Genomic DNA, 16,611 nt, shown 5'->3' on the forward strand with positions numbered 1-16,611 from the left:
TCAACTCGAAAGACGATGTATTGGGAAGTTAAGGAACCGTTAATCCCGTTTGACTCTGCAATTTCTCGGGACCTAGGATCGAGATGACGGGGGATGCTTGGGTATGGATTTCATCCCGTGCTCTGTCTCGTCGGGTTCAAACCTCCAAGGGGAGAAATTGACATGAAGAAGCTCATGACGATGACCCGGCAGTTCCGCGACGATGAAAACGGCGCTGCCATGGTCGAATATTCTATCCTCATCGGCATTATCGCAACGGCATCTATTCTGGTCGTTATCGCTATCGGCGGCTGGGTGAACGGTCGGTTCGCCGATCTCTGCTCCGACCTGCAGGCCGCTAGCGTAATCACCAAGAAAGGTGGCTGCGCCGTTACCGGCGTGGGTTCCTGATTAGCTGACTGAGTTCAGGCCCGGATCAGATCCGGGCCTGAAATCACTCAGGTCACTCGGCCGTTCTGCTGCCTTTTTCGGGGTTTTGGGGTTATGCGCGCCAACACACTTATTATGATCGTGCTCGCCGGCGTGTTCGGCGTGCTGGCTGTGGTTCTGGTCAATATCTGGCTTGCCGGACAGCGAAGCGCCATGGCGCAAACGGGCATCGTCCAAGGCAGCACGGTTGTCGTTGCGGCAATGCCACTGAAGTTCGGCGATACGCTGAGCGTAGATAAATTGCGCGAAGTTGCGTGGCCGGCAGGCGCGGTTCCAACGGGCGCCTTCAAGACAACGAAAGAGGCGCTGGCCGGGGAAGGCACAAAGCAGGCGTTGCAGGCAATTGGCGTCAACGAACCTGTCCTTGCCAACAAGATCACCGGCCCGGGCCAGCGCGCCACGCTTTCGGCGGTGCTCGGCGAAGGCATGAAAGCAGTATCGATCCGCGTCAATGACGTGCTCGGCGTCGCAGGCTTCGTCTTCCCCGGTGACCGGGTCGATGTCTTGCTGACACGAACCGTGCGCGGCGACGATGGCGCGGACAAGAGTTTCGTCGACGTGCTGTTACAGAGCATGAAGGTGCTCGCCATCGACCAACTTGCCGATGAGAGCAAGGACAGCCCGACCGTCGTCAAATCGGTGACGCTCGAGGCCAGCACCAAGGATGCACAGAAGCTGACTTTGGCAGCGGGCGCCGGCCAATTGTCGCTGGCGCTACGCCAAGCCGCAGCCAGCAAAGGCGAGACGACCGAACGAGTAACGCTTTCCGATCTGATCGGCGAAACGCCGGCCGATGTCGCCGCCAGGCAGGCGGAGCTCGACAGGAAGGCAGCAGCCGAAGCGGAGGCAGCAGCCGAGCGCAAGCGCGCCGAGGACAAGATTGCCGGGTTGACCCAGGCCGTGGAGCGGGTGGGAAGCCGCCTCGACGAACTGGGCAAGGTAAAGCCCGCTCCGGCCGTGGTGACGGCACCCGCACCGGAGCCGGTCGTCAAGGAAGTGGTCAAGTATGTGCAGCCGGAACCGCCGAAGAATGTGTCAGTGGGCGTTTTCCGAGGCGTGAAACTCGAGACATATGACGTGCCGCGACAACCGTGATAGAGTGCGGCTAATAAAACGAGGCTGCCACCGGCAGCGGTTGGGGAGACGGGGATGCAGGGGGCTTGGTTGAGGTTGGCGGCGGCGGCATTGCCTTGTCTGGCAGCGCTGTTGCTGTCGAGTCTGGCGGCCGATGCGGCCGACCGTTTCATCGACGTGTCGAATCCCAGCGTCCATCGCATCTTCCTGCCGATGTCGCAATCGGTGACCGTGCAGGTAAATGCCAATCTCGGCGATATCGTCGTCGGCGACGAGAAGATCGCCGATGCGCAGCCGATGACCGATCGGACGCTTTATGTCATCGGCAAGGGCGCCGGCACCACCACGGTCAATCTGTTTTCCACCGACAAGCGCTCGCTCGGCGTCATCCAGATCGAGGTCGGCGTCGACGTCAGCGACATGGCGCAGGCGATCCGCCAGGTGGCGCCGAGATCGCGCATCGAAATCGGCTCGATCAACGGCAAAGTCAGGCTCGGCGGCCATGTCAAGGACGGCGCCACGCTCGCGGCAATCATGGAAGTGGCGCAGCAATATGGTCCTGACGCCATCATCAACTCCGTTACTGTCGATGACAGCCAGCAGGTCAATCTCGAAGTTCGCGTGCTGGAAGCCAAACGCAATGCCGGCCGTGATCTCGGCGTCTCGATCCGGACCAAGAACAGCAGCGGCACGACCCGCAGCGGAACAGGCATTGCCACCGTCGACGCGGACGGAACGGTGCTCGGCGCGGGAGACCTTGTTAGTGGCCTCCTGTCGAACTCTAATCCCTTCGCGGCTCTGATCACCCGCGTCATCGACAGCAACATCAAGGTCGATCTGATCATCGAAGCACTCGAAGCCAAGGGCGTGGTGCGCACGCTGGCCGAGCCCAACCTGACCACGCTTTCTGGCGAGCCGGCCAGCTTCAATGCCGGCGGCCAGGTGCCTATCCGCAGCGTCACCGCCGATGGCCTGATCCAGATCGAATACAAGCAGTTCGGCGTCAATCTTCAGTTCACCCCGGTCGTGCTCGCCGACGACAAGATCCATATGAAGCTGGCGCCCGAAGTGAGCGACCTGACCGGCTTCACCACCGCCGGCGATCCGATTTTCACCAACCGCAAACTGGATACCGTCGTCGAACTGCGTGACGGCCAGAGCTTCGCGGTGGGCGGGCTTTTGTCGAGCAAGACGACAAAGCTGCAGAACCAGGTGCCGTGGCTCGGCCAGGTGCCGGTCATCGGCTCGCTGTTCCGCAATTCGAGCAACCAGAAGGAAGAAACCGAGCTGGTCGTCATCGTCACTCCGCACATCGTGCGGCCGGTGAAGCCCGGCGAACAATTGGCGACACCGTTCGACAAGACGCGGCCGGCCAACGATCCCGAATTGTTCCTGCTCGGCCAGCTCGAGGTGAACAAGGACATGATCCGCAGATATGAACACGGCGAAGGCGTCACCGGACCTTATGGCCATATGCTCGACTTCAAATCGAAGGACAAGATGCTCTATGTCAAGAAATAGCGCCTTGTTCCTCATTCTGTGCGCCGCTGCGCTGTCGGGCTGCGCCGCCGACTATCTGAACCATTACGACTCGGTGACCCTGGCTGCCGGCGATACGCAGAAATACAATTCGATGCTGCAGACGGTCGACCCGCTCAACCCTGCCTCCCGGAACACACATATCGAGGGCGACGGCACGCGTGCCGCGCTCGTTGCGCACAACTACAAGTTTCCACCACCACCACCGCCGCCGCCGGCCATCACGGTCAATGTCGGCGGGTCGGGCGTGACACCGTGAACTGAACGGAAGGATGCGGAGGGCGCCGGGCATGCGAGGGGCCTTGGCGCGAGAAAGCAGAGAGTAAGGTCATGTTGGGGACCATTCGCGCCTTCTGGAACGATCAACGCGGCATAGCGCTGATACTCCTCAGCGTCATGTTGCCGGCCATCATAGGCTTTTCGCTACTCGCGATCGATATGAGCCGGGTCAATAGCCTGCACAACGACATGCAGAAAGGCGCCGACGCATTTGCGCTGGCGGCGGCGGCCGAACTGGATGGCAATTCCAATGCGATAACCCGCGCCAACTACGCCGTCACCACTCTTCTTCTTACCAACAGTACTAAATTTTCGACCTCCGGCGATCACACGCTCGTCCCGTCCGATCTCATTGTGACCTATCTATACGGAATTCCGGCTAGCGACAGCATAGGGCTGGACGCAAACGGCCTGGACGCCAACGGCGTGAGCTGGAAAACCACCGATCCCAAGACTGCCAAATTCGCCGAGGTGACGGTGAACCCCACCGCGTTCGCGGCGATCTTCCCGGCAAGCTTTCTTGGCGGCAGCAATGGCTTCAATGTACAGACGCAGGCCGTGGCAGGCTTCAGCAGCGCACTATGCCAGTTCACGCCGATGTTCATTTGCAATCCTTATGCCTCCCTCAGCGCGTTGCAAACTGCTCTGTCCGGAACCAAGAAGCCGATGATTTGGCTCAAGGAGCAGGGCGGCAATGACGCCCGGTATCTTCCCGGCAACTACGGCTTCCTTGCATCGCCAGAGGGCGACAAGGATACGGCCGCAATTACCGAAATGTTCGCAGTGACCAATCCGCCCGCCTGCTATGACCAGAGCGGGGTAACGACCCGACCTGGTGACATCCCGCCGGTCAATAACGGCATCAATACCCGCTTCGACATCTACGACAATAGTGGGGCATACAAGACCGATCCGGCGATCAATCCGCCGGCGCCAAATGTGCGCAAGGGTATGGATGTGAAAAATCCGGGGAAGAGCAATTGCAGCTATGTAGCTCCAGCCAACGGGCAGGAGAAGAACTACATGGCGCTGCCCAGGGATAATTGTTTTACTAGCGGCGGATGTTCGCAGGCCGGCGCCTTGGGAGACGGCAACTGGAATTTCATAGGCACCAAAGCGAAGCCGGGATATTGGGATACGAATTGGTCGAAGGATAGTGGCAGCGGCGTGATAACCGCCTGCGGTGCAAGCCCCAGTAGATACTGCGTCTACAAATATGAAATCGAACACAAGGCCGATCTGACGAGCACTTTCGAACAGACCGCGCCAAAGTGCAACTCGACGACGCAGCCCGCGGATAGGCGACTCCTATATGTCGCAATTGTTGATTGCGACAGCAACGTTGTCAAAAACAAGGGGGCCAAGGGCGGCAATCAGACGCTACCGGTGCAAGCCTTTGCAAGCGTATTCGTTACCGAGCAGGCAGGCGGTCCACCCGATGCCGATATTTATGGTGAAATGGAAGACATCAGCACTGTGGTCGGCCAGGGCACGTTGAAGAAGCTTCAGCGCAATGAAGCTCAGCTTTACCGGTAAGGCGATGTTAATCAAGCTTAGACATACGATCCAACGGCTGCGACGCGACGAGAGTGGCACCGCACTGGTCGAAATGACGTTGGTTGCGCCACTGATGTTGTTGCTCTCAGCAGGCGTGTTCGAGTTCTCGAACATTATCTATACGCGCCTGCTGCTCGAAGCAGGTGTCGAGGACGGCGCACGCTATATGGCGCGCTGCAACGACAGCGATTGGGCCACCTGCGAGACCTATGGAAAGAACCTCGCGGTGAACGGCGCCATTAGGGATGGCAGTCCCCGGGTCCAAGGATGGACGACTGGTATTGTCACCGTCACCAAGAAGTCCTTCTTGACCGACCCCAACAATAACGGAGCTCAGCTCTATCTGAGTAGCACCGGAGCGGTGGACGTGGTCCAGGTCAGCACTTCGTTGGCCTATACCGGCATCGGACTGTGGAGTTACCTGGGCTTCGGAACCATCAACATCACCGCATCGCATCAGGAGCGCGTCTTCGGATGGTGATGAGGGGAAAAAGGTTCGGCTCGGATGAGAGCGGTGCAACAATGGTGGAAGCGGCTATTGTCATGCCACTTCTGCTTACCCTTTTACTCGGTTTTGTCGACTTCGGCTACGCGCTGTATCAGTGGAACGCAGCCAGCAAAGCGGTGCAAATGGGTGCAAGGCTGGCCCAGGTTTCGACGCCTATCGCCAGCGGCCTTTCTCTCGAGGCGAAGACGCCCAGCGACCCACTAGACGTGGGAAAGGCGGTTCCCGCCAATGCCTATGATGCCTCTACCTACAACTATATCTGTACGGCTGACAATGCGGGGACTGTGTCATGCACTTGCGGGACGAACGCCGTGTGCAAGAATCTCAATGTGAGCCAGACCGCCTTTGATTTCATCTTTAGCGGCAACAGCAGCCGGGCCGGAATGCAGACATTCTTGCCAATGCTGGCGAAGTCCGAGGTGCGGATACAGTACCAGGCCTCAGGACTAGGCTACTGGACGCGCCCAAGCGGCCCGGTGCCGACCATCACCGTCAGCATCATCAATCATCCGTTCCAATTCTTCTTTCTGGGCGGACTGCTCGGATTCGGAAACATCACCATGCCCTCGATGCTGAGCACGGTCACGGGTGAAGACATGAAGAGTACCTGGCCATGAACGCCATCAACACCAAGGTTCTGCCGACCAAACGCAAGCAGGTGGCGCTGTTTTCTTCGGATGCGAATTTCAAGCGCGATGTGGCGACGCGGCTCGATGCGCTGGCGATCTACGATGTCCGGATTTCCGAGACGGGCGACTTTCTCAAGGGGCCACCCGCCGATACGCGCCCGGGCATCGTCATCCTCGATCTCGGCAATGGCGAGCTGCTCGGCAAGCCGGGCATCGTCGAGGCGCGCGCGCTGTGGGCGAGCGTGCCGCTGATCGCCGTTTCCGACGAATTGACCTCCGAACAGACGCGCGTGCTGGTGCGCATGAACGCCTCGGACTGGCTGCACAAGCCGCTCGACGGCAAGGAATTGCTCAACGCGGTGACCTTCCACGACACCGGCAACCAGGGCACGAAAAGCCGCATCATCACCTTCATCAGTGCCAGCGGCGGCGCCGGCGCGACAACGCTGGCACTCTCGGCGGCCGAGTTCCTCGCCTCGAAATCGACGGAACGCGCGGCCTCGACCTGCCTGGTCGATCTCGATTTCCAGAGCGCCAATTGCGGCGCCTACCTCAATCTGTTCAACCAGTTCGATCTTGCCGGCATCATCGGCCAGCCGGAACGGCTCGATGTCGAGCTGATGGACGTCATCAAGCTTTCGCGGCCGTCCGGCCTCACCCTCTACGCGTTCGAGCGGCCGCAGCTGCCGTTCGAGCCGCAAGGCAGCGATTTCGTGTTCCGGCTGCTGGATCTCGTCGCCTACCGCTTCGACGACATCGTCATCGACCTGCCCAACATCGAAACGCCCTGGCACAATTCCGTGCTCTCGACGAGCGACGAGATCTTCATCGTCTTCGAACTCAACGTCGCCTCGCTGCGGCAAGGCAAGCGGCTCTACAAGAAGATCCGCGAGCTGCGCGGCAATGCGGTCAGCATCACGCTGGTCGCCAACAAGCACAAGCGCAAATGGTTCGGGAACCATTTCTCGCGCAGCGAGCTCGAGAAGATATTCAAGGCGCCGCACATCAAGTCGGTGGCGCTGGACAACGCCCTCCTGACCGATGCCTTGAACCGTGCCATCCTGCCCTCCGAAGTGGATGGGCGCGCGCGCTTCAACAAGGATCTGAAGAAGATGTTCAAAGAGCGGCTCGATGACGCTGCCCGATAGACATCGCATCGCGCCAAGGTTCGCCGGCGCCTGCGCCCTCGGCGTGGTGCTGGCGATGTCCATCCAGACCGGCGCCGCGGCGCGGTCGGGGCTTTCGGACCGGCCGCCGCTGCCGGCGATGGGCCCCAGCCTGCGCAAGGCCGTTGCCTTCGCGACCGGTGAGCAGCCGGGAACGATCATCATCCGCAAGAACGAGAAGGCGCTCTACCTGGTCACCCGCCAGGGCCAGGCGCTTCGCTACCAGATCAGCGTCGGACGCGACGGCTTCGGCTGGACCGGGATCGTGAAAGTCGGTGCGAAGACGGAATGGCCCCAATGGCGCCCGCCGCGCGAAATGCGCGCCCGCCAGCCGGAACTGCCGGAGCTGGTGCCCTCGGGCCCCTACAATCCGCTCGGCGCCAGGGCGCTCTATCTGCTTCGGGACGGGCGCGATACGCTCTATCGCATCCATGGCACCAACGACCCGTCCGGCGTCGGGTTCGACGGCACATCCGGCTGTTTTCGCCTTACCAACACGGATGTGATCGATCTTTTCAAGCGCGTGCCGATCGGCACCAAGGTGGTGGTTCAATGACGACGATCAGCGATCCGCGCGTGCCGACGATAGAACAGCAGCTCGAACCGCAACTGCTCGACCGCGCCACCAGCCGGTCCCGCCTGGCTGTCGCGATCGGCGTCGGGCTGACGCTGTTTGCGGTGCTGAACGCCACGGCCGCCGTCTATCTCTACCGGGGCATCACCGACCTGCGCGTCGTGGAAGCGCATCTCGAACAACTCGGAAGCTTCGAGCAGCGCATCGGCGCCCGGCTCGACAGCGTCAACAACGGCTTTCAAAGCCGGTTCGAAAAGCTCGACAGCCAGCTGCAAGGCAGGTTCAACGAGATCAACGGCAACATAGCCAAGGTGGAGCAGAACCTTCCCCAGGCTGGCGATGCCGGTCTCGCCCGCGTGCCGGAACCTGTCTTCACCACCAGCACGGTGGCGGAGGCGTCCTCCGACACCGAAGTCGCGGCCGAACCCGCCGCTGCCGATGCGCCGCGGCCCCCCAAGAGGAGGATCGCCGCCTCGCCGCCCCCACCCAACCCCGGCTACCAGCGAACCGAAACGCCGGACGGCAAGGTCTACTATCGCAAGATCAATTAGAGACGGGTGCGAAGACCCGGCGCCTGCCGCGCCGGCTAGATTAGAAATCCCGCTTCAAAACCATGAGGCGCACGGCCAAGGCCTCCGCGCGCTGCCGGGCTTCGCGCAGGAACGCGACATGGCAGTAGGCGCAGGCCGCGAGGCCCATGACGAGCACGAGGCTGTTTTCCCAGCTGACGTCGAGCATCAGCGAGAACGGGAACACGCTCGGCACGGCGAATGTGGCGATCGCGCTCGCTGTTTGCGCATGACCGGCGACCGCGATCATCAGCCCCGCGAAAAGCAGCGCCAGGTGGTTGGCAAGGAAAAACGCAGCCGATTTTCTCGTGCGGTGCGCCACCCACAAGACAACACACGCAGCGATCAGGATGGCGGCATCGATGGCCATCGAGCCACCTAGATAGAGATCGACCTGTTGCCAGAACATCGTCGCCAACGGACGCAGCTCAAGCCAGATCCTCCATGCGATGGGGCTGGCCGGATACGTTCCTAGCGAGAAGGTCGCCACGCGCTCACCTGCCAGAAGCGCGATGATGAGAGCCGGAAAGGCAAAAAGCAGAACAGGGTTGCGTTTCATGTTCCTCCCCAATCTGGCGCCATGATAGATTGGGGAGATTACGCGAAGCTTAACGGCTGAATGGCCGAAACGTCCCAAGGCGAACGTTCGAGATCGCCCTTCATCGAACACTTATCTGCATTCGACAGGCGTTTGATCGACGAAGCTACTCGAAGGCGTAGGTGAAGCCCTCCTTGGAGGCACCGACTGTCACCTTCGTCATCTTTTCGCCCTCGAGCGAGCGGTTCAGCACACCGCGGCTCAATTCAGGCAGAAGCGTATTGGTCAAAATGGCGTCGATCATCCGCCCGCCGGATTCGATCTCGGTGCAGCGAGCCTTGACCAGGTCCATGACGCCGTCGCCGATCACCAATTCCGCGTCGCTGGTCGCACGCAGCCGACGAGCGATTTTGGCGAACTGGTGGCGGGTGATCGCCTCGATCATCGAATCCGAGAGCGGGTAATAAGGAATGGTCACCACTCGGCCGAGAAACGCCGCGGGGAAGACCTTCAGCAGCGGGCCGCGCAAGGCAGCGTCCAGATCGTCGAGCCCTACCCGCAGCGTGCCGTTCCTGGTGCGATCCATGATGACTTCGGAGCCGACATTCGAGGTGAGCAGGATCAGCGTGTTCTTGAAATCGATGCGCCGGCCCTCGCTGTCGTCCATCATCCCCTTGTCGAAGACCTGGAAGAAGATTTCGTGCACGTCCGGATGCGCCTTCTCGACCTCGTCGAGCAGGATCACCGAATAGGGCTTGCGGCGGACCGCCTCGGTCAGGATGCCGCCCTTGCCATAGCCGACATAACCGGGCGGCGCCCCCTTCAAGGTGGAAACCGTATGCGCCTCCTGGAATTCGGACATGTTGATCGAGATGAGGTTCTGCTCGCCGCCGTAAAGTGTTTCGGCCAGCGCCAAGGCGGTTTCAGTCTTGCCGACGCCCGAGGGGCCGCAGAGCAGGAACACACCCACCGGCTTTTCAGGCGGGCCGAGCCCGGCGCGGCTGGTCTGTACGCGCTTGGCGATCATCTCCATGGCGTGGTCCTGGCCGACGACGCGTTCGGACAGGGTCACGGCGAGCCGCAGCGCCTTCTCGGTCTGGCTCGACAGCATCCGCCCCGTCGGAATTCCCGTCCAGTCCTGAACGACCGCCGCCACGGCGTTGCGGTCGACCGACGGCAGGATGAGCGGCGTCTCGCCTTGCGCCTCGGCCAGTTCTGCCATCAGTTCGCGCAGCCGGGCGAGATCGGCGGCCGGATCGGGCGGAGAGACATCGGCAGCCGCCGGTGTCGCCGCGTCGATCTTGGCCGTTTCGGCCGTTTTGATTTTGAGCATTTCGGTCTTAGGCAGCTCAGTCTCAACTGCGTCCGGACCTGCTGTTTCGACGGTGGTCTCCGGCGCCTCATCCAGCGGCACACCTTCGCCGCGCAGCCTGGCCCGCAATTCGAGTATCTCGGCGACAAGGGCCTTTTCGCGATCCCAACGTTGCTGCGCTGCGGCCAGCGTGGCCTCGCTTTCGGCTAAACCAGTCTCGACCCGGGCCTGCCGTTCAGTCACCTCGATGCCGATCGCAGCCTCACGGCCGATAATACCGCGCTCGACCTCCAGCGCCTGGCGGCGGCGCATGATATCCTCGACCTCCGCCGGCGTGGCATGCTGCGATATGGCGACACGGGCACAAGCGGTGTCGAGAAGGCTCACCGCTTTATCCGGCAATTGCCGCGCCGGGATGTAGCGATGCGAGAGGCCGACCGCCGCCTCGATCGCCTCGTCCAGTATCTGTACCTTGTGGTGCTGCTCCAGAACGCCGGCCACACCGCGCAACATGAGAACGGCCACCACCTCCGAAGGCTCGTCGATCTTTACCACCTGGAAACGGCGGGTCAGGGCCGGGTCCTTCTCGATGTGCTGCTTGTATTCCGCCCAGGTCGTTGCCGCGATGGTGCGCAATTCGCCCCGCGCCAGCGCCGGCTTCAGCAGATTGGCCGCGTCGCCCGTTCCAGCCGCGCCGCCGGCGCCGATCAAGGTGTGGGCCTCATCGATGAACAGGATGACCGGCGTTTCGGACGATTGAACCTCGTCGATGACAGCCTTGAGCCGTTTTTCGAACTCACCCTTCACGCTTGCCCCCGCCTGCATCAGTCCGACATCGAGCATGCGTACACTGACGTTCCGCAGGCTGGGCGGCACGTCGCCCTCGGCGATACGCAAGGCAAAACCCTCGACGACCGCGGTCTTGCCGACCCCAGCCTCGCCGGTCAGGATCGGATTGTTCTGCCGGCGCCGCATCAGGATATCGACGATCTGCCTGATCTCCGGATCGCGGCCGACGACCGGATCGATTTTGCCGTCGCGAGCGCGCTGGGTCAGGTCGGTGGCGTATTTCGCCAGCGCCGAATCCCCGCTCGAAAGCCGCTTCGGCGCCTCTGCGGCGGAGACCGCGGTCGAGGCGCCGGCTTCGAGCGAGCCTTCCATGACATCGGCGAACCGCGCGATGACCGCGTCGGCGTCGATCTTGTCGAACTCGCCGCTGATCTTCGACAACAGGCCTTCCAGCACCGGCGTCTTAAGGCAAGCAAGGAGAATATGCGCGCTGCGGACTTCCTCGACGCTGAACTCAAGCGTTGCCAGGTTCCAGGCTTCCTGGATGGCATGAAAGATGTGGTCGGAGAATTCCTCGATCGACGTTGCGCCATAGGGCAGCTTGTCGACGGCGCGGGTCATATCGGCCGTGAGCCGGCTCGCATCCAACCCCGCATCGGCGATTATCATTTGCACGTCGGAGCGGTCGGAAAGCACCAGTTGCTCGATGAAGTGGACGAGTTCGACGTAGGGATTGCCGCGCAGCTTGGCGGTGTCGGCGGCAGCCTTGAAGGCGCGCACACCGACAGGATTGAGCTTGCCGACCAGTTCCTTGCGTTTGAAGGTCTGCGATGACCGGCGCTGTTCCATCGAACGTGCTCCTGCAATCTGCCAGCCGATAACCTGCCACATAAGCGGTCACTTGACAAAGCGTGTGATGGCGAGGGCTTGACGCGGGTTCAACCGGCTTCGTCCGCTTTCGAAAGGTCCCGCACCACCGGCTGCAAACAACCACGGAATTGAGCGCCCCCGTGCGATGCGTTTCGCAGCGGGATTTCGCAATCACGCCACGGATTTCGGCCTCAAGCCGGTTGCATTTAGCTTCTGTTAATTTTTGAGCAGTCCTTCAATTGTGGTAAAGTGCGACGGTGTGATAACGTTAGGTCACATACGGCTTGAGGCCGGATGCTGGGGGGTTGGTGTGATTGATATCGCACTCTGGCTTACTTCGCTCGACGGTGAAAATCCGTCAGGGGAGGATTTGCGCAACGATCCGGCTTTTCATGAGCTGGAGCGCCTGACGGAACCCCAGGTCAAGGTCGTCCACGACGGCAACAACAAGCCCAACTCGCAAAGCACCATTCCGGTCGACTGGCCTGCGGTGCTCGCAAAGGCAGAGGAACTGCGCGCCCATGGCCGGGACCTGCGCCTGCTCGTCATCGTCGCGCGCGCTCTGGCCAATGAAGAAGGACTGGCCGGGCTCGCGCAGGGTCTGACCCTCATTGCGCAGACCTTCGACCAACATTGGGCGACCATGCATCCGGCACTGCGGCCCAACGCTTCGCCACGCGATGCCGCCTTGCGCCGCATCAACGCACTGCTCGACCTCCAGAATGGTCAGGACGGGTTGTTGGCGAACCTGCGGCAGATGACGTTCTTTGCGCCACGCTCGATCGGGCCAATCAGCGGACGCGATCTGGAACAAGGCGCGCTCGACGACCGCGTCATGCTCCAGGAAGCCGCCTCGGGATTGAATGCGGCAGAAAAAGCCACACTGGTCAGTGCGCACGGGCAACTCTTGAACAGGGTGCGTGCCGGATGTGCGGCACAGATGGATCAAGCCAAGGCGGAGATGGTCTCGCTCGTCGCCGACGCCCGGGCGGCGATCGCGGCTCTCGATGCGGTCGAAACCAACCTCAACGCTCGCCTTGAGGGCGGCGGCGCTCCTGTTCCGGAATTAAAACGATTTCTGCAGCGTTTGCTGACGACCCTCGAACGGAATTCGGCAGCCGGCGCCGTCGCGAATGGCACGGCCAAGCCGCCGACGCCGGCGGAACCGGCAGCGACTGCTCGAAACGGTCATGGAGCCGATACTATGGCAAGTGTGGCAAGCTACGCGGAACCGAGCACGGGGCTTCCCGACCGCATCTCCTCGCGCGACGACGTGGTGAAATGCCTCGACCTCGTCGTCGCCTTCTATGACCGCACCGAACCGTCGAGCCCTATACCGCATCTGGCGCGGCGTGTGCGCCGGATGGTGCATATGGATTTCGTTGAACTGATGGAAGATCTCGCGCCGTCGGGGCTGAAGGAATTCCGGCTCCTTGCCGGCGTTCCCGATGCCAAGAAGACGGCTCAGAAGGATGAAAGGTAACAGCACATGCCAGCCGAAAGCAAAGCGAAGGTTATCGAACGAAATCGCGCGCCGCGGGTGCAGATCGCCTACGACGTGGAAACCTACGGTAGCCCGACGACGATCGAACTGCCGTTCGTCATGGGCGTGATGGCCGACCTTTCCGGTGCTTCGCAAACCAAGGAGGCGTCGAAGTCGGTGCTGGACCGCTCCTTTGTCGAGACCGACGCGAACCGCTTCCCCAAGTTCATGGAGGCGCTCGGGCCCCGCGTCAAAGCCCGGGTGAAGAACACGCTGCCGCAGGCCGAAGGCCAGGAGCGCGACGAGGAACTGGCGCTCGATCTTACATTTTCCAGAATGGGCGATTTCGCTCCGGACAAGATCGCCGAGCAGGTGCCGCAACTGGCCGAAATCCTCAAGATGCGTCGTCAGCTCGAGGAATTGCTCGGCTTCATGGATGGCCGCGTCGACGCCGAAAAGCGCATTGCGCAGCTACTGAACAACGAGCCGCTGCTTGGCAAGATCGCCAGCCAGGCACTCGCCGACGACGACAAGACAGGGGAGTAAGTCATGGCTGAACAGCAAAAGACTGCCGTCGTCGCCGAGGCCGAAACTATCGACCTCGGAGAATTCAGCGGGCTCCTCGAGAAGGATTTCAAGGTCAAGAAGGACGACAGCGAGAAGCTGCAGCAACTCGTCCGCAATCTCGCGCTCGCGGCACAGTCCCGTTCCGATACCACGACCATCTCGTCCAATGCGATCAAGTCGATCAAGTCGCTGATCGCGGGCATCGACAAGATGTTGACGACACAGGTCAACGAAATCCTGCATGCGCCGGAAGTGCGCGAAATGGAAGGCACATGGCGCGGCCTCTGGTATCTCGTCAACAATACCGAGACGGATCAGAAGCTGAAGATCCGGGTGATGAACATCTCCAAGGAGCAATTGGCCGACACGCTCGAGGACTATGAAGGCCAGATGTGGGACCAGAGCCCGATCTTCAAGAAAGTCTATACGGACGAGTATTCCATGCTTGGCGGCGAGCCGATCGGCTGTGTCATCGGCGCCTACGAATTCTCGAACCATCCGCGCGACGTCGGCCTGCTGCGCAATATCTCCGGCATCTGCGCCTCGGCGCACACGCCGTTTATCGCAGCTGCCTCGCCGCGCCTGTTCCGCATGGACAGCTGGCAGGAATTGCCGAACCCGCAAGACCTGCAGCAGATCGTCTCCAATCCGGCCTATGCCTCGTGGCAGTCGCTGCGCGAGAGCGAGGACGCTCGCTACATCGGCCTGACCATGCCTCGCGTCCTGGCCCGGCTGCCCTATGGCACCGACACCGTCCCGGTGAAGGGCTTCACCTTCGAGGAAGAGGTGCAGGGTGATCACAACAAATATGTCTGGATGAACGCTGCCTTCCCGATGGGCGTCAACATCAACCGCAGCCACAAGCTCTTTGGCTGGGGCACGCAGATCCGCGGCGTCGAGAATGGGGGCACGGTGCTCAACCTGCCGGTGCACAGCTTCCCCACCGATGATGGGTCGATAGCGATGAAATGTCCGACGGAGGTGGCCATCGACGACCGCCGCGAGGCGGAACTGGCCAAGCTTGGCCTGATGCCGATCCTGCACCGGAAAAACACCGATCTGGCGGCCTTCATCGGCGCTCATTCGCTACAGGACGACGAAACGCGCGCCGGCCGCCTGGTCGATCCCGATGCACAGTCGAACGAGCGGCTGAGCGCCAACCTGCCGTACCTGTTCCCGGTCTCGCGCTTCGCCCACTACCTCAAGGCGATCGCGCGCGACAAGGTCGGCTCGTTCAAGGAGCGGTCCGACATGCAGATCTGGCTGACCGAATGGATCAACCGTTACGTGCTGGCCAACCCGGCCTTTGCCGACGACAAGGCGCGCGCCAAGCGCCCGCTCGCGGCGGCCGAAGTCCAGGTGGACAGCGTGGAAGGACGGCCGGGCTACTACAACGCCCGCTTCTACCTGCGCCCGCATTACCAGTTGGAAGGCATCAACGCCTCGCTCCGGCTGGTATCGGAACTGCCGTCAGTGAAGACTTGATTTGCAGCAACATCCTGATTTCTTAAAGCGGTGGAGAAGTTACAATGCCCACAACTACGAAGATTGATGGCTTTCTAAAAGTTCCTGACATCAAAGGCCCCAGCACCCGCGATGGCCATGAGGACGAGATCGAAATCCATGGTGTCGACTATAAGATGGTCGCACCTTATGATCCGAATTCGATCTCGCGCCGTGGCCGCGTGTCCATGGGCATGATCAAGTTCACCAAACACTACGACAAATCCTCGCCCTATTTGAAAAAGGCCTTGTTCGACAACAAGGCCCTTGATGAAGTGGTGTTTTCGGCACGCCGGACCATCGATGGCGAAAGCAAGGACTACCTAGTCGTTACCCTGACTGACGCCTTCGTCATGGAATACGACATGTCGCAGGCCGAGGATGAGCCAGACCTGATCGAGGAAGCGGTGAGCTTCGCCTACAAGAAGATCAAGTTCGCCTATGACGGCAATGATGAAGCCGAAATGGATGTCTATGTCGGCAAGTGAGGTTCGGCGGCCGGACAAGCAGCAGATCGCGGGCAGCTTGCGGGCAAAAAGCGAGGCGGTGCAGCCGTCGCTTTGGGATCGCCTCGTCAATGACCTGCCGGGCCTGACCTCGGAGATAGACAGGCTGCGCCATGTCTTGCTAGACGAGCTTGGCGCGGACCGTCTCGACACTTTAACTGCCGGCAGTGCGCGGACCATAGACGCCGATGCGGAGCTGACGCCCGATCAGAAACGGCGTCTGCATCGATTGGTCTTTCAGATCCAGCATCGCGTCGAGATCGAAAGCCGTGGCGTGGTGGTATCGGCCCGCGTGCTCAGGGAAGCGGTGCGGCGCGACATCGAGGCTCTGTTCAACACCGAGCGCTTCGAGGCCACGCCGCTGCTTTCCGACCTGGAAAACGAGCAGGTGGCGGATAATCCGCCGTCGCTCGCCGATTTTCCGGAGGTCCGGCGAAGCGTGGTCAATTACGGCGTGCCTTCGTTCTCGGGCCGGTCGTCCCGCGACTTTGACCGCGACGTACTGGCGCGCGAAATCCGCTCGGTGCTCGCCACCTTCGAGCCGCGCCTCAAGGAAAGCGCGACGAAAGTGACGGTCACGTTGGGCGACAAGACGGTGGGCCTGAAGATCGAGATAGACGCCGTGCTGATCATGACGCCCACACCGGAACGCATGCGCCTGCGCACGACGATCAATCTCGATAACGGCTTGGCGCGGACCGAAATTAGGGAGGCCTGAG

17 protein-coding genes are annotated in these 16,611 nt (G+C 61.2%); 15 read left to right on the top strand and 2 right to left on the bottom strand.

Annotated elements, in window-relative coordinates; genetic code table 11:
• The first annotated feature begins 162 nt into the window (after positions 1–162).
• From NKJ26_RS14715 to NKJ26_RS14760, 10 genes are all read left to right on the top strand, one after another.
• On the top strand, positions 163–390 hold the full coding sequence (locus NKJ26_RS14715) for a Flp family type IVb pilin (protein ID WP_352695920.1): 228 nt from the start codon (positions 163–165) through the stop codon (positions 388–390).
• A gap of 93 nt (positions 391–483) precedes the next feature.
• Positions 484–1,524: a Flp pilus assembly protein CpaB gene (gene cpaB, locus NKJ26_RS14720; protein ID WP_352695922.1), complete on the top strand. Its 1,041-nt coding sequence runs from the start codon at positions 484–486 to the stop codon at positions 1,522–1,524.
• 54 nt (positions 1,525–1,578) lie between these two features.
• Positions 1,579–3,024 (top strand): type II and III secretion system protein family protein, encoded by a 1,446-nt coding sequence (locus NKJ26_RS14725; protein ID WP_352695924.1) that lies wholly within the window; start codon positions 1,579–1,581, stop codon positions 3,022–3,024.
• Positions 3,011–3,301 carry a hypothetical protein gene (locus NKJ26_RS14730; protein WP_352695926.1) on the top strand — a complete coding sequence of 97 codons (291 nt, stop codon included), beginning with the start codon at positions 3,011–3,013 and terminating at the stop codon, positions 3,299–3,301. Before NKJ26_RS14725 ends, NKJ26_RS14730 begins: the two co-directional genes overlap by 14 nt.
• Before the next feature lie 71 nt (positions 3,302–3,372).
• Positions 3,373–4,857 carry a TadE/TadG family type IV pilus assembly protein gene (locus NKJ26_RS14735; RefSeq protein ID WP_352695928.1) on the top strand — a complete coding sequence of 495 codons (1,485 nt, stop codon included), beginning with the start codon at positions 3,373–3,375 and terminating at the stop codon, positions 4,855–4,857.
• The gene (locus tag NKJ26_RS14740; protein WP_352695930.1) at positions 4,835–5,359 is read left to right on the top strand and encodes a TadE/TadG family type IV pilus assembly protein; all 525 of its coding nucleotides are present in this window, start codon (positions 4,835–4,837) and stop codon (positions 5,357–5,359) included. The genes NKJ26_RS14735 and NKJ26_RS14740 overlap by 23 nt, the downstream gene beginning before the upstream one ends.
• Positions 5,353–6,003 (top strand): TadE/TadG family type IV pilus assembly protein, encoded by a 651-nt coding sequence (locus NKJ26_RS14745; RefSeq protein ID WP_352695932.1) that lies wholly within the window; start codon positions 5,353–5,355, stop codon positions 6,001–6,003. Before NKJ26_RS14740 ends, NKJ26_RS14745 begins: the two co-directional genes overlap by 7 nt.
• The gene (locus tag NKJ26_RS14750) at positions 6,000–7,163 is read left to right on the top strand and encodes a CpaE/TadZ family protein (RefSeq protein ID WP_352695934.1); all 1,164 of its coding nucleotides are present in this window, start codon (positions 6,000–6,002) and stop codon (positions 7,161–7,163) included. Before NKJ26_RS14745 ends, NKJ26_RS14750 begins: the two co-directional genes overlap by 4 nt.
• A complete protein-coding gene (locus NKJ26_RS14755; RefSeq protein ID WP_352695936.1) occupies positions 7,147–7,737 on the top strand; it encodes a L,D-transpeptidase in 591 nt (196 codons plus the stop codon). The genes NKJ26_RS14750 and NKJ26_RS14755 overlap by 17 nt, the downstream gene beginning before the upstream one ends.
• On the top strand, positions 7,734–8,306 hold the full coding sequence (locus tag NKJ26_RS14760; RefSeq protein WP_352695938.1) for a hypothetical protein: 573 nt from the start codon (positions 7,734–7,736) through the stop codon (positions 8,304–8,306). The genes NKJ26_RS14755 and NKJ26_RS14760 overlap by 4 nt, the downstream gene beginning before the upstream one ends.
• A gap of 40 nt (positions 8,307–8,346) precedes the next feature.
• Here NKJ26_RS14760 and NKJ26_RS14765 read toward each other — a convergent pair whose 3' ends face one another.
• Both NKJ26_RS14765 and tssH read right to left on the bottom strand, forming a co-directional pair.
• Complete coding sequence (locus NKJ26_RS14765; protein ID WP_352695940.1) at positions 8,347–8,994, bottom strand: hypothetical protein; 648 nt, start codon at positions 8,992–8,994, stop codon at positions 8,347–8,349.
• 34 nt (positions 8,995–9,028) lie between these two features.
• A complete protein-coding gene (tssH, locus tag NKJ26_RS14770) occupies positions 9,029–11,812 on the bottom strand; it encodes a type VI secretion system ATPase TssH (RefSeq protein ID WP_352695942.1) in 2,784 nt (927 codons plus the stop codon).
• A 331-nt stretch (positions 11,813–12,143) separates the two neighbouring features.
• Between tssH and tssA the strand changes: the two genes are divergently transcribed.
• The 5 genes from tssA to tssE are packed head-to-tail and all read left to right on the top strand — an operon-like array spanning position 12,144 to position 16,610.
• On the top strand, positions 12,144–13,316 hold the full coding sequence (tssA, locus tag NKJ26_RS14775; RefSeq protein WP_352696029.1) for a type VI secretion system protein TssA: 1,173 nt from the start codon (positions 12,144–12,146) through the stop codon (positions 13,314–13,316).
• Between the two features lie 6 nt (positions 13,317–13,322).
• The gene (tssB, locus tag NKJ26_RS14780) at positions 13,323–13,862 is read left to right on the top strand and encodes a type VI secretion system contractile sheath small subunit (protein WP_352598108.1); all 540 of its coding nucleotides are present in this window, start codon (positions 13,323–13,325) and stop codon (positions 13,860–13,862) included.
• 3 nt (positions 13,863–13,865) lie between these two features.
• On the top strand, positions 13,866–15,368 hold the full coding sequence (gene tssC, locus NKJ26_RS14785) for a type VI secretion system contractile sheath large subunit (RefSeq protein ID WP_352598109.1): 1,503 nt from the start codon (positions 13,866–13,868) through the stop codon (positions 15,366–15,368).
• Positions 15,369–15,412: 44 nt separating this feature from the next.
• Positions 15,413–15,874, top strand: a complete 462-nt coding sequence (locus NKJ26_RS14790) for an Hcp family type VI secretion system effector (protein WP_352598110.1) — start codon at positions 15,413–15,415, stop codon at positions 15,872–15,874.
• Entirely contained in the window at positions 15,861–16,610 is a 750-nt protein-coding gene (tssE, locus tag NKJ26_RS14795) for a type VI secretion system baseplate subunit TssE (protein WP_352696030.1), read from the top strand. Before NKJ26_RS14790 ends, tssE begins: the two co-directional genes overlap by 14 nt.
• The last annotated feature ends 1 nt before the right edge of the window (position 16,611 follow it).

The organism is Mesorhizobium sp. M0152 (assembly GCF_040322415.1).
Lineage (GTDB): Bacteria > Pseudomonadota > Alphaproteobacteria > Rhizobiales > Rhizobiaceae > Mesorhizobium.

Bases quoted from the DNA above. Each gene is read 5' to 3' on its own strand.
- tssB (WP_352598108.1), top strand. From the start codon at position 13,323: ATGCCAGCCGAAAGCAAAGCGAAGGTTATCGAACGAAATCGCGCGCCG.
- NKJ26_RS14755 (WP_352695936.1), top strand. From the start codon at position 7,147: ATGACGCTGCCCGATAGACATCGCATCGCGCCAAGGTTCGCCGGCGCC.
- tssC (WP_352598109.1), top strand. From the start codon at position 13,866: ATGGCTGAACAGCAAAAGACTGCCGTCGTCGCCGAGGCCGAAACTATC.
- NKJ26_RS14790 (WP_352598110.1), top strand. From the start codon at position 15,413: ATGCCCACAACTACGAAGATTGATGGCTTTCTAAAAGTTCCTGACATC.
- NKJ26_RS14750 (WP_352695934.1), top strand. From the start codon at position 6,000: ATGAACGCCATCAACACCAAGGTTCTGCCGACCAAACGCAAGCAGGTG.
- NKJ26_RS14760 (WP_352695938.1), top strand. From the start codon at position 7,734: ATGACGACGATCAGCGATCCGCGCGTGCCGACGATAGAACAGCAGCTC.
- tssH (WP_352695942.1), bottom strand. From the start codon at position 11,812: ATGGAACAGCGCCGGTCATCGCAGACCTTCAAACGCAAGGAACTGGTC.
- NKJ26_RS14730 (WP_352695926.1), top strand. From the start codon at position 3,011: ATGTCAAGAAATAGCGCCTTGTTCCTCATTCTGTGCGCCGCTGCGCTG.
- NKJ26_RS14715 (WP_352695920.1), top strand. From the start codon at position 163: ATGAAGAAGCTCATGACGATGACCCGGCAGTTCCGCGACGATGAAAAC.
- tssE (WP_352696030.1), top strand. From the start codon at position 15,861: ATGTCGGCAAGTGAGGTTCGGCGGCCGGACAAGCAGCAGATCGCGGGC.
- NKJ26_RS14735 (WP_352695928.1), top strand. From the start codon at position 3,373: ATGTTGGGGACCATTCGCGCCTTCTGGAACGATCAACGCGGCATAGCG.
- NKJ26_RS14740 (WP_352695930.1), top strand. From the start codon at position 4,835: ATGAAGCTCAGCTTTACCGGTAAGGCGATGTTAATCAAGCTTAGACAT.
- NKJ26_RS14725 (WP_352695924.1), top strand. From the start codon at position 1,579: ATGCAGGGGGCTTGGTTGAGGTTGGCGGCGGCGGCATTGCCTTGTCTG.
- cpaB (WP_352695922.1), top strand. From the start codon at position 484: ATGCGCGCCAACACACTTATTATGATCGTGCTCGCCGGCGTGTTCGGC.
- NKJ26_RS14745 (WP_352695932.1), top strand. From the start codon at position 5,353: ATGGTGATGAGGGGAAAAAGGTTCGGCTCGGATGAGAGCGGTGCAACA.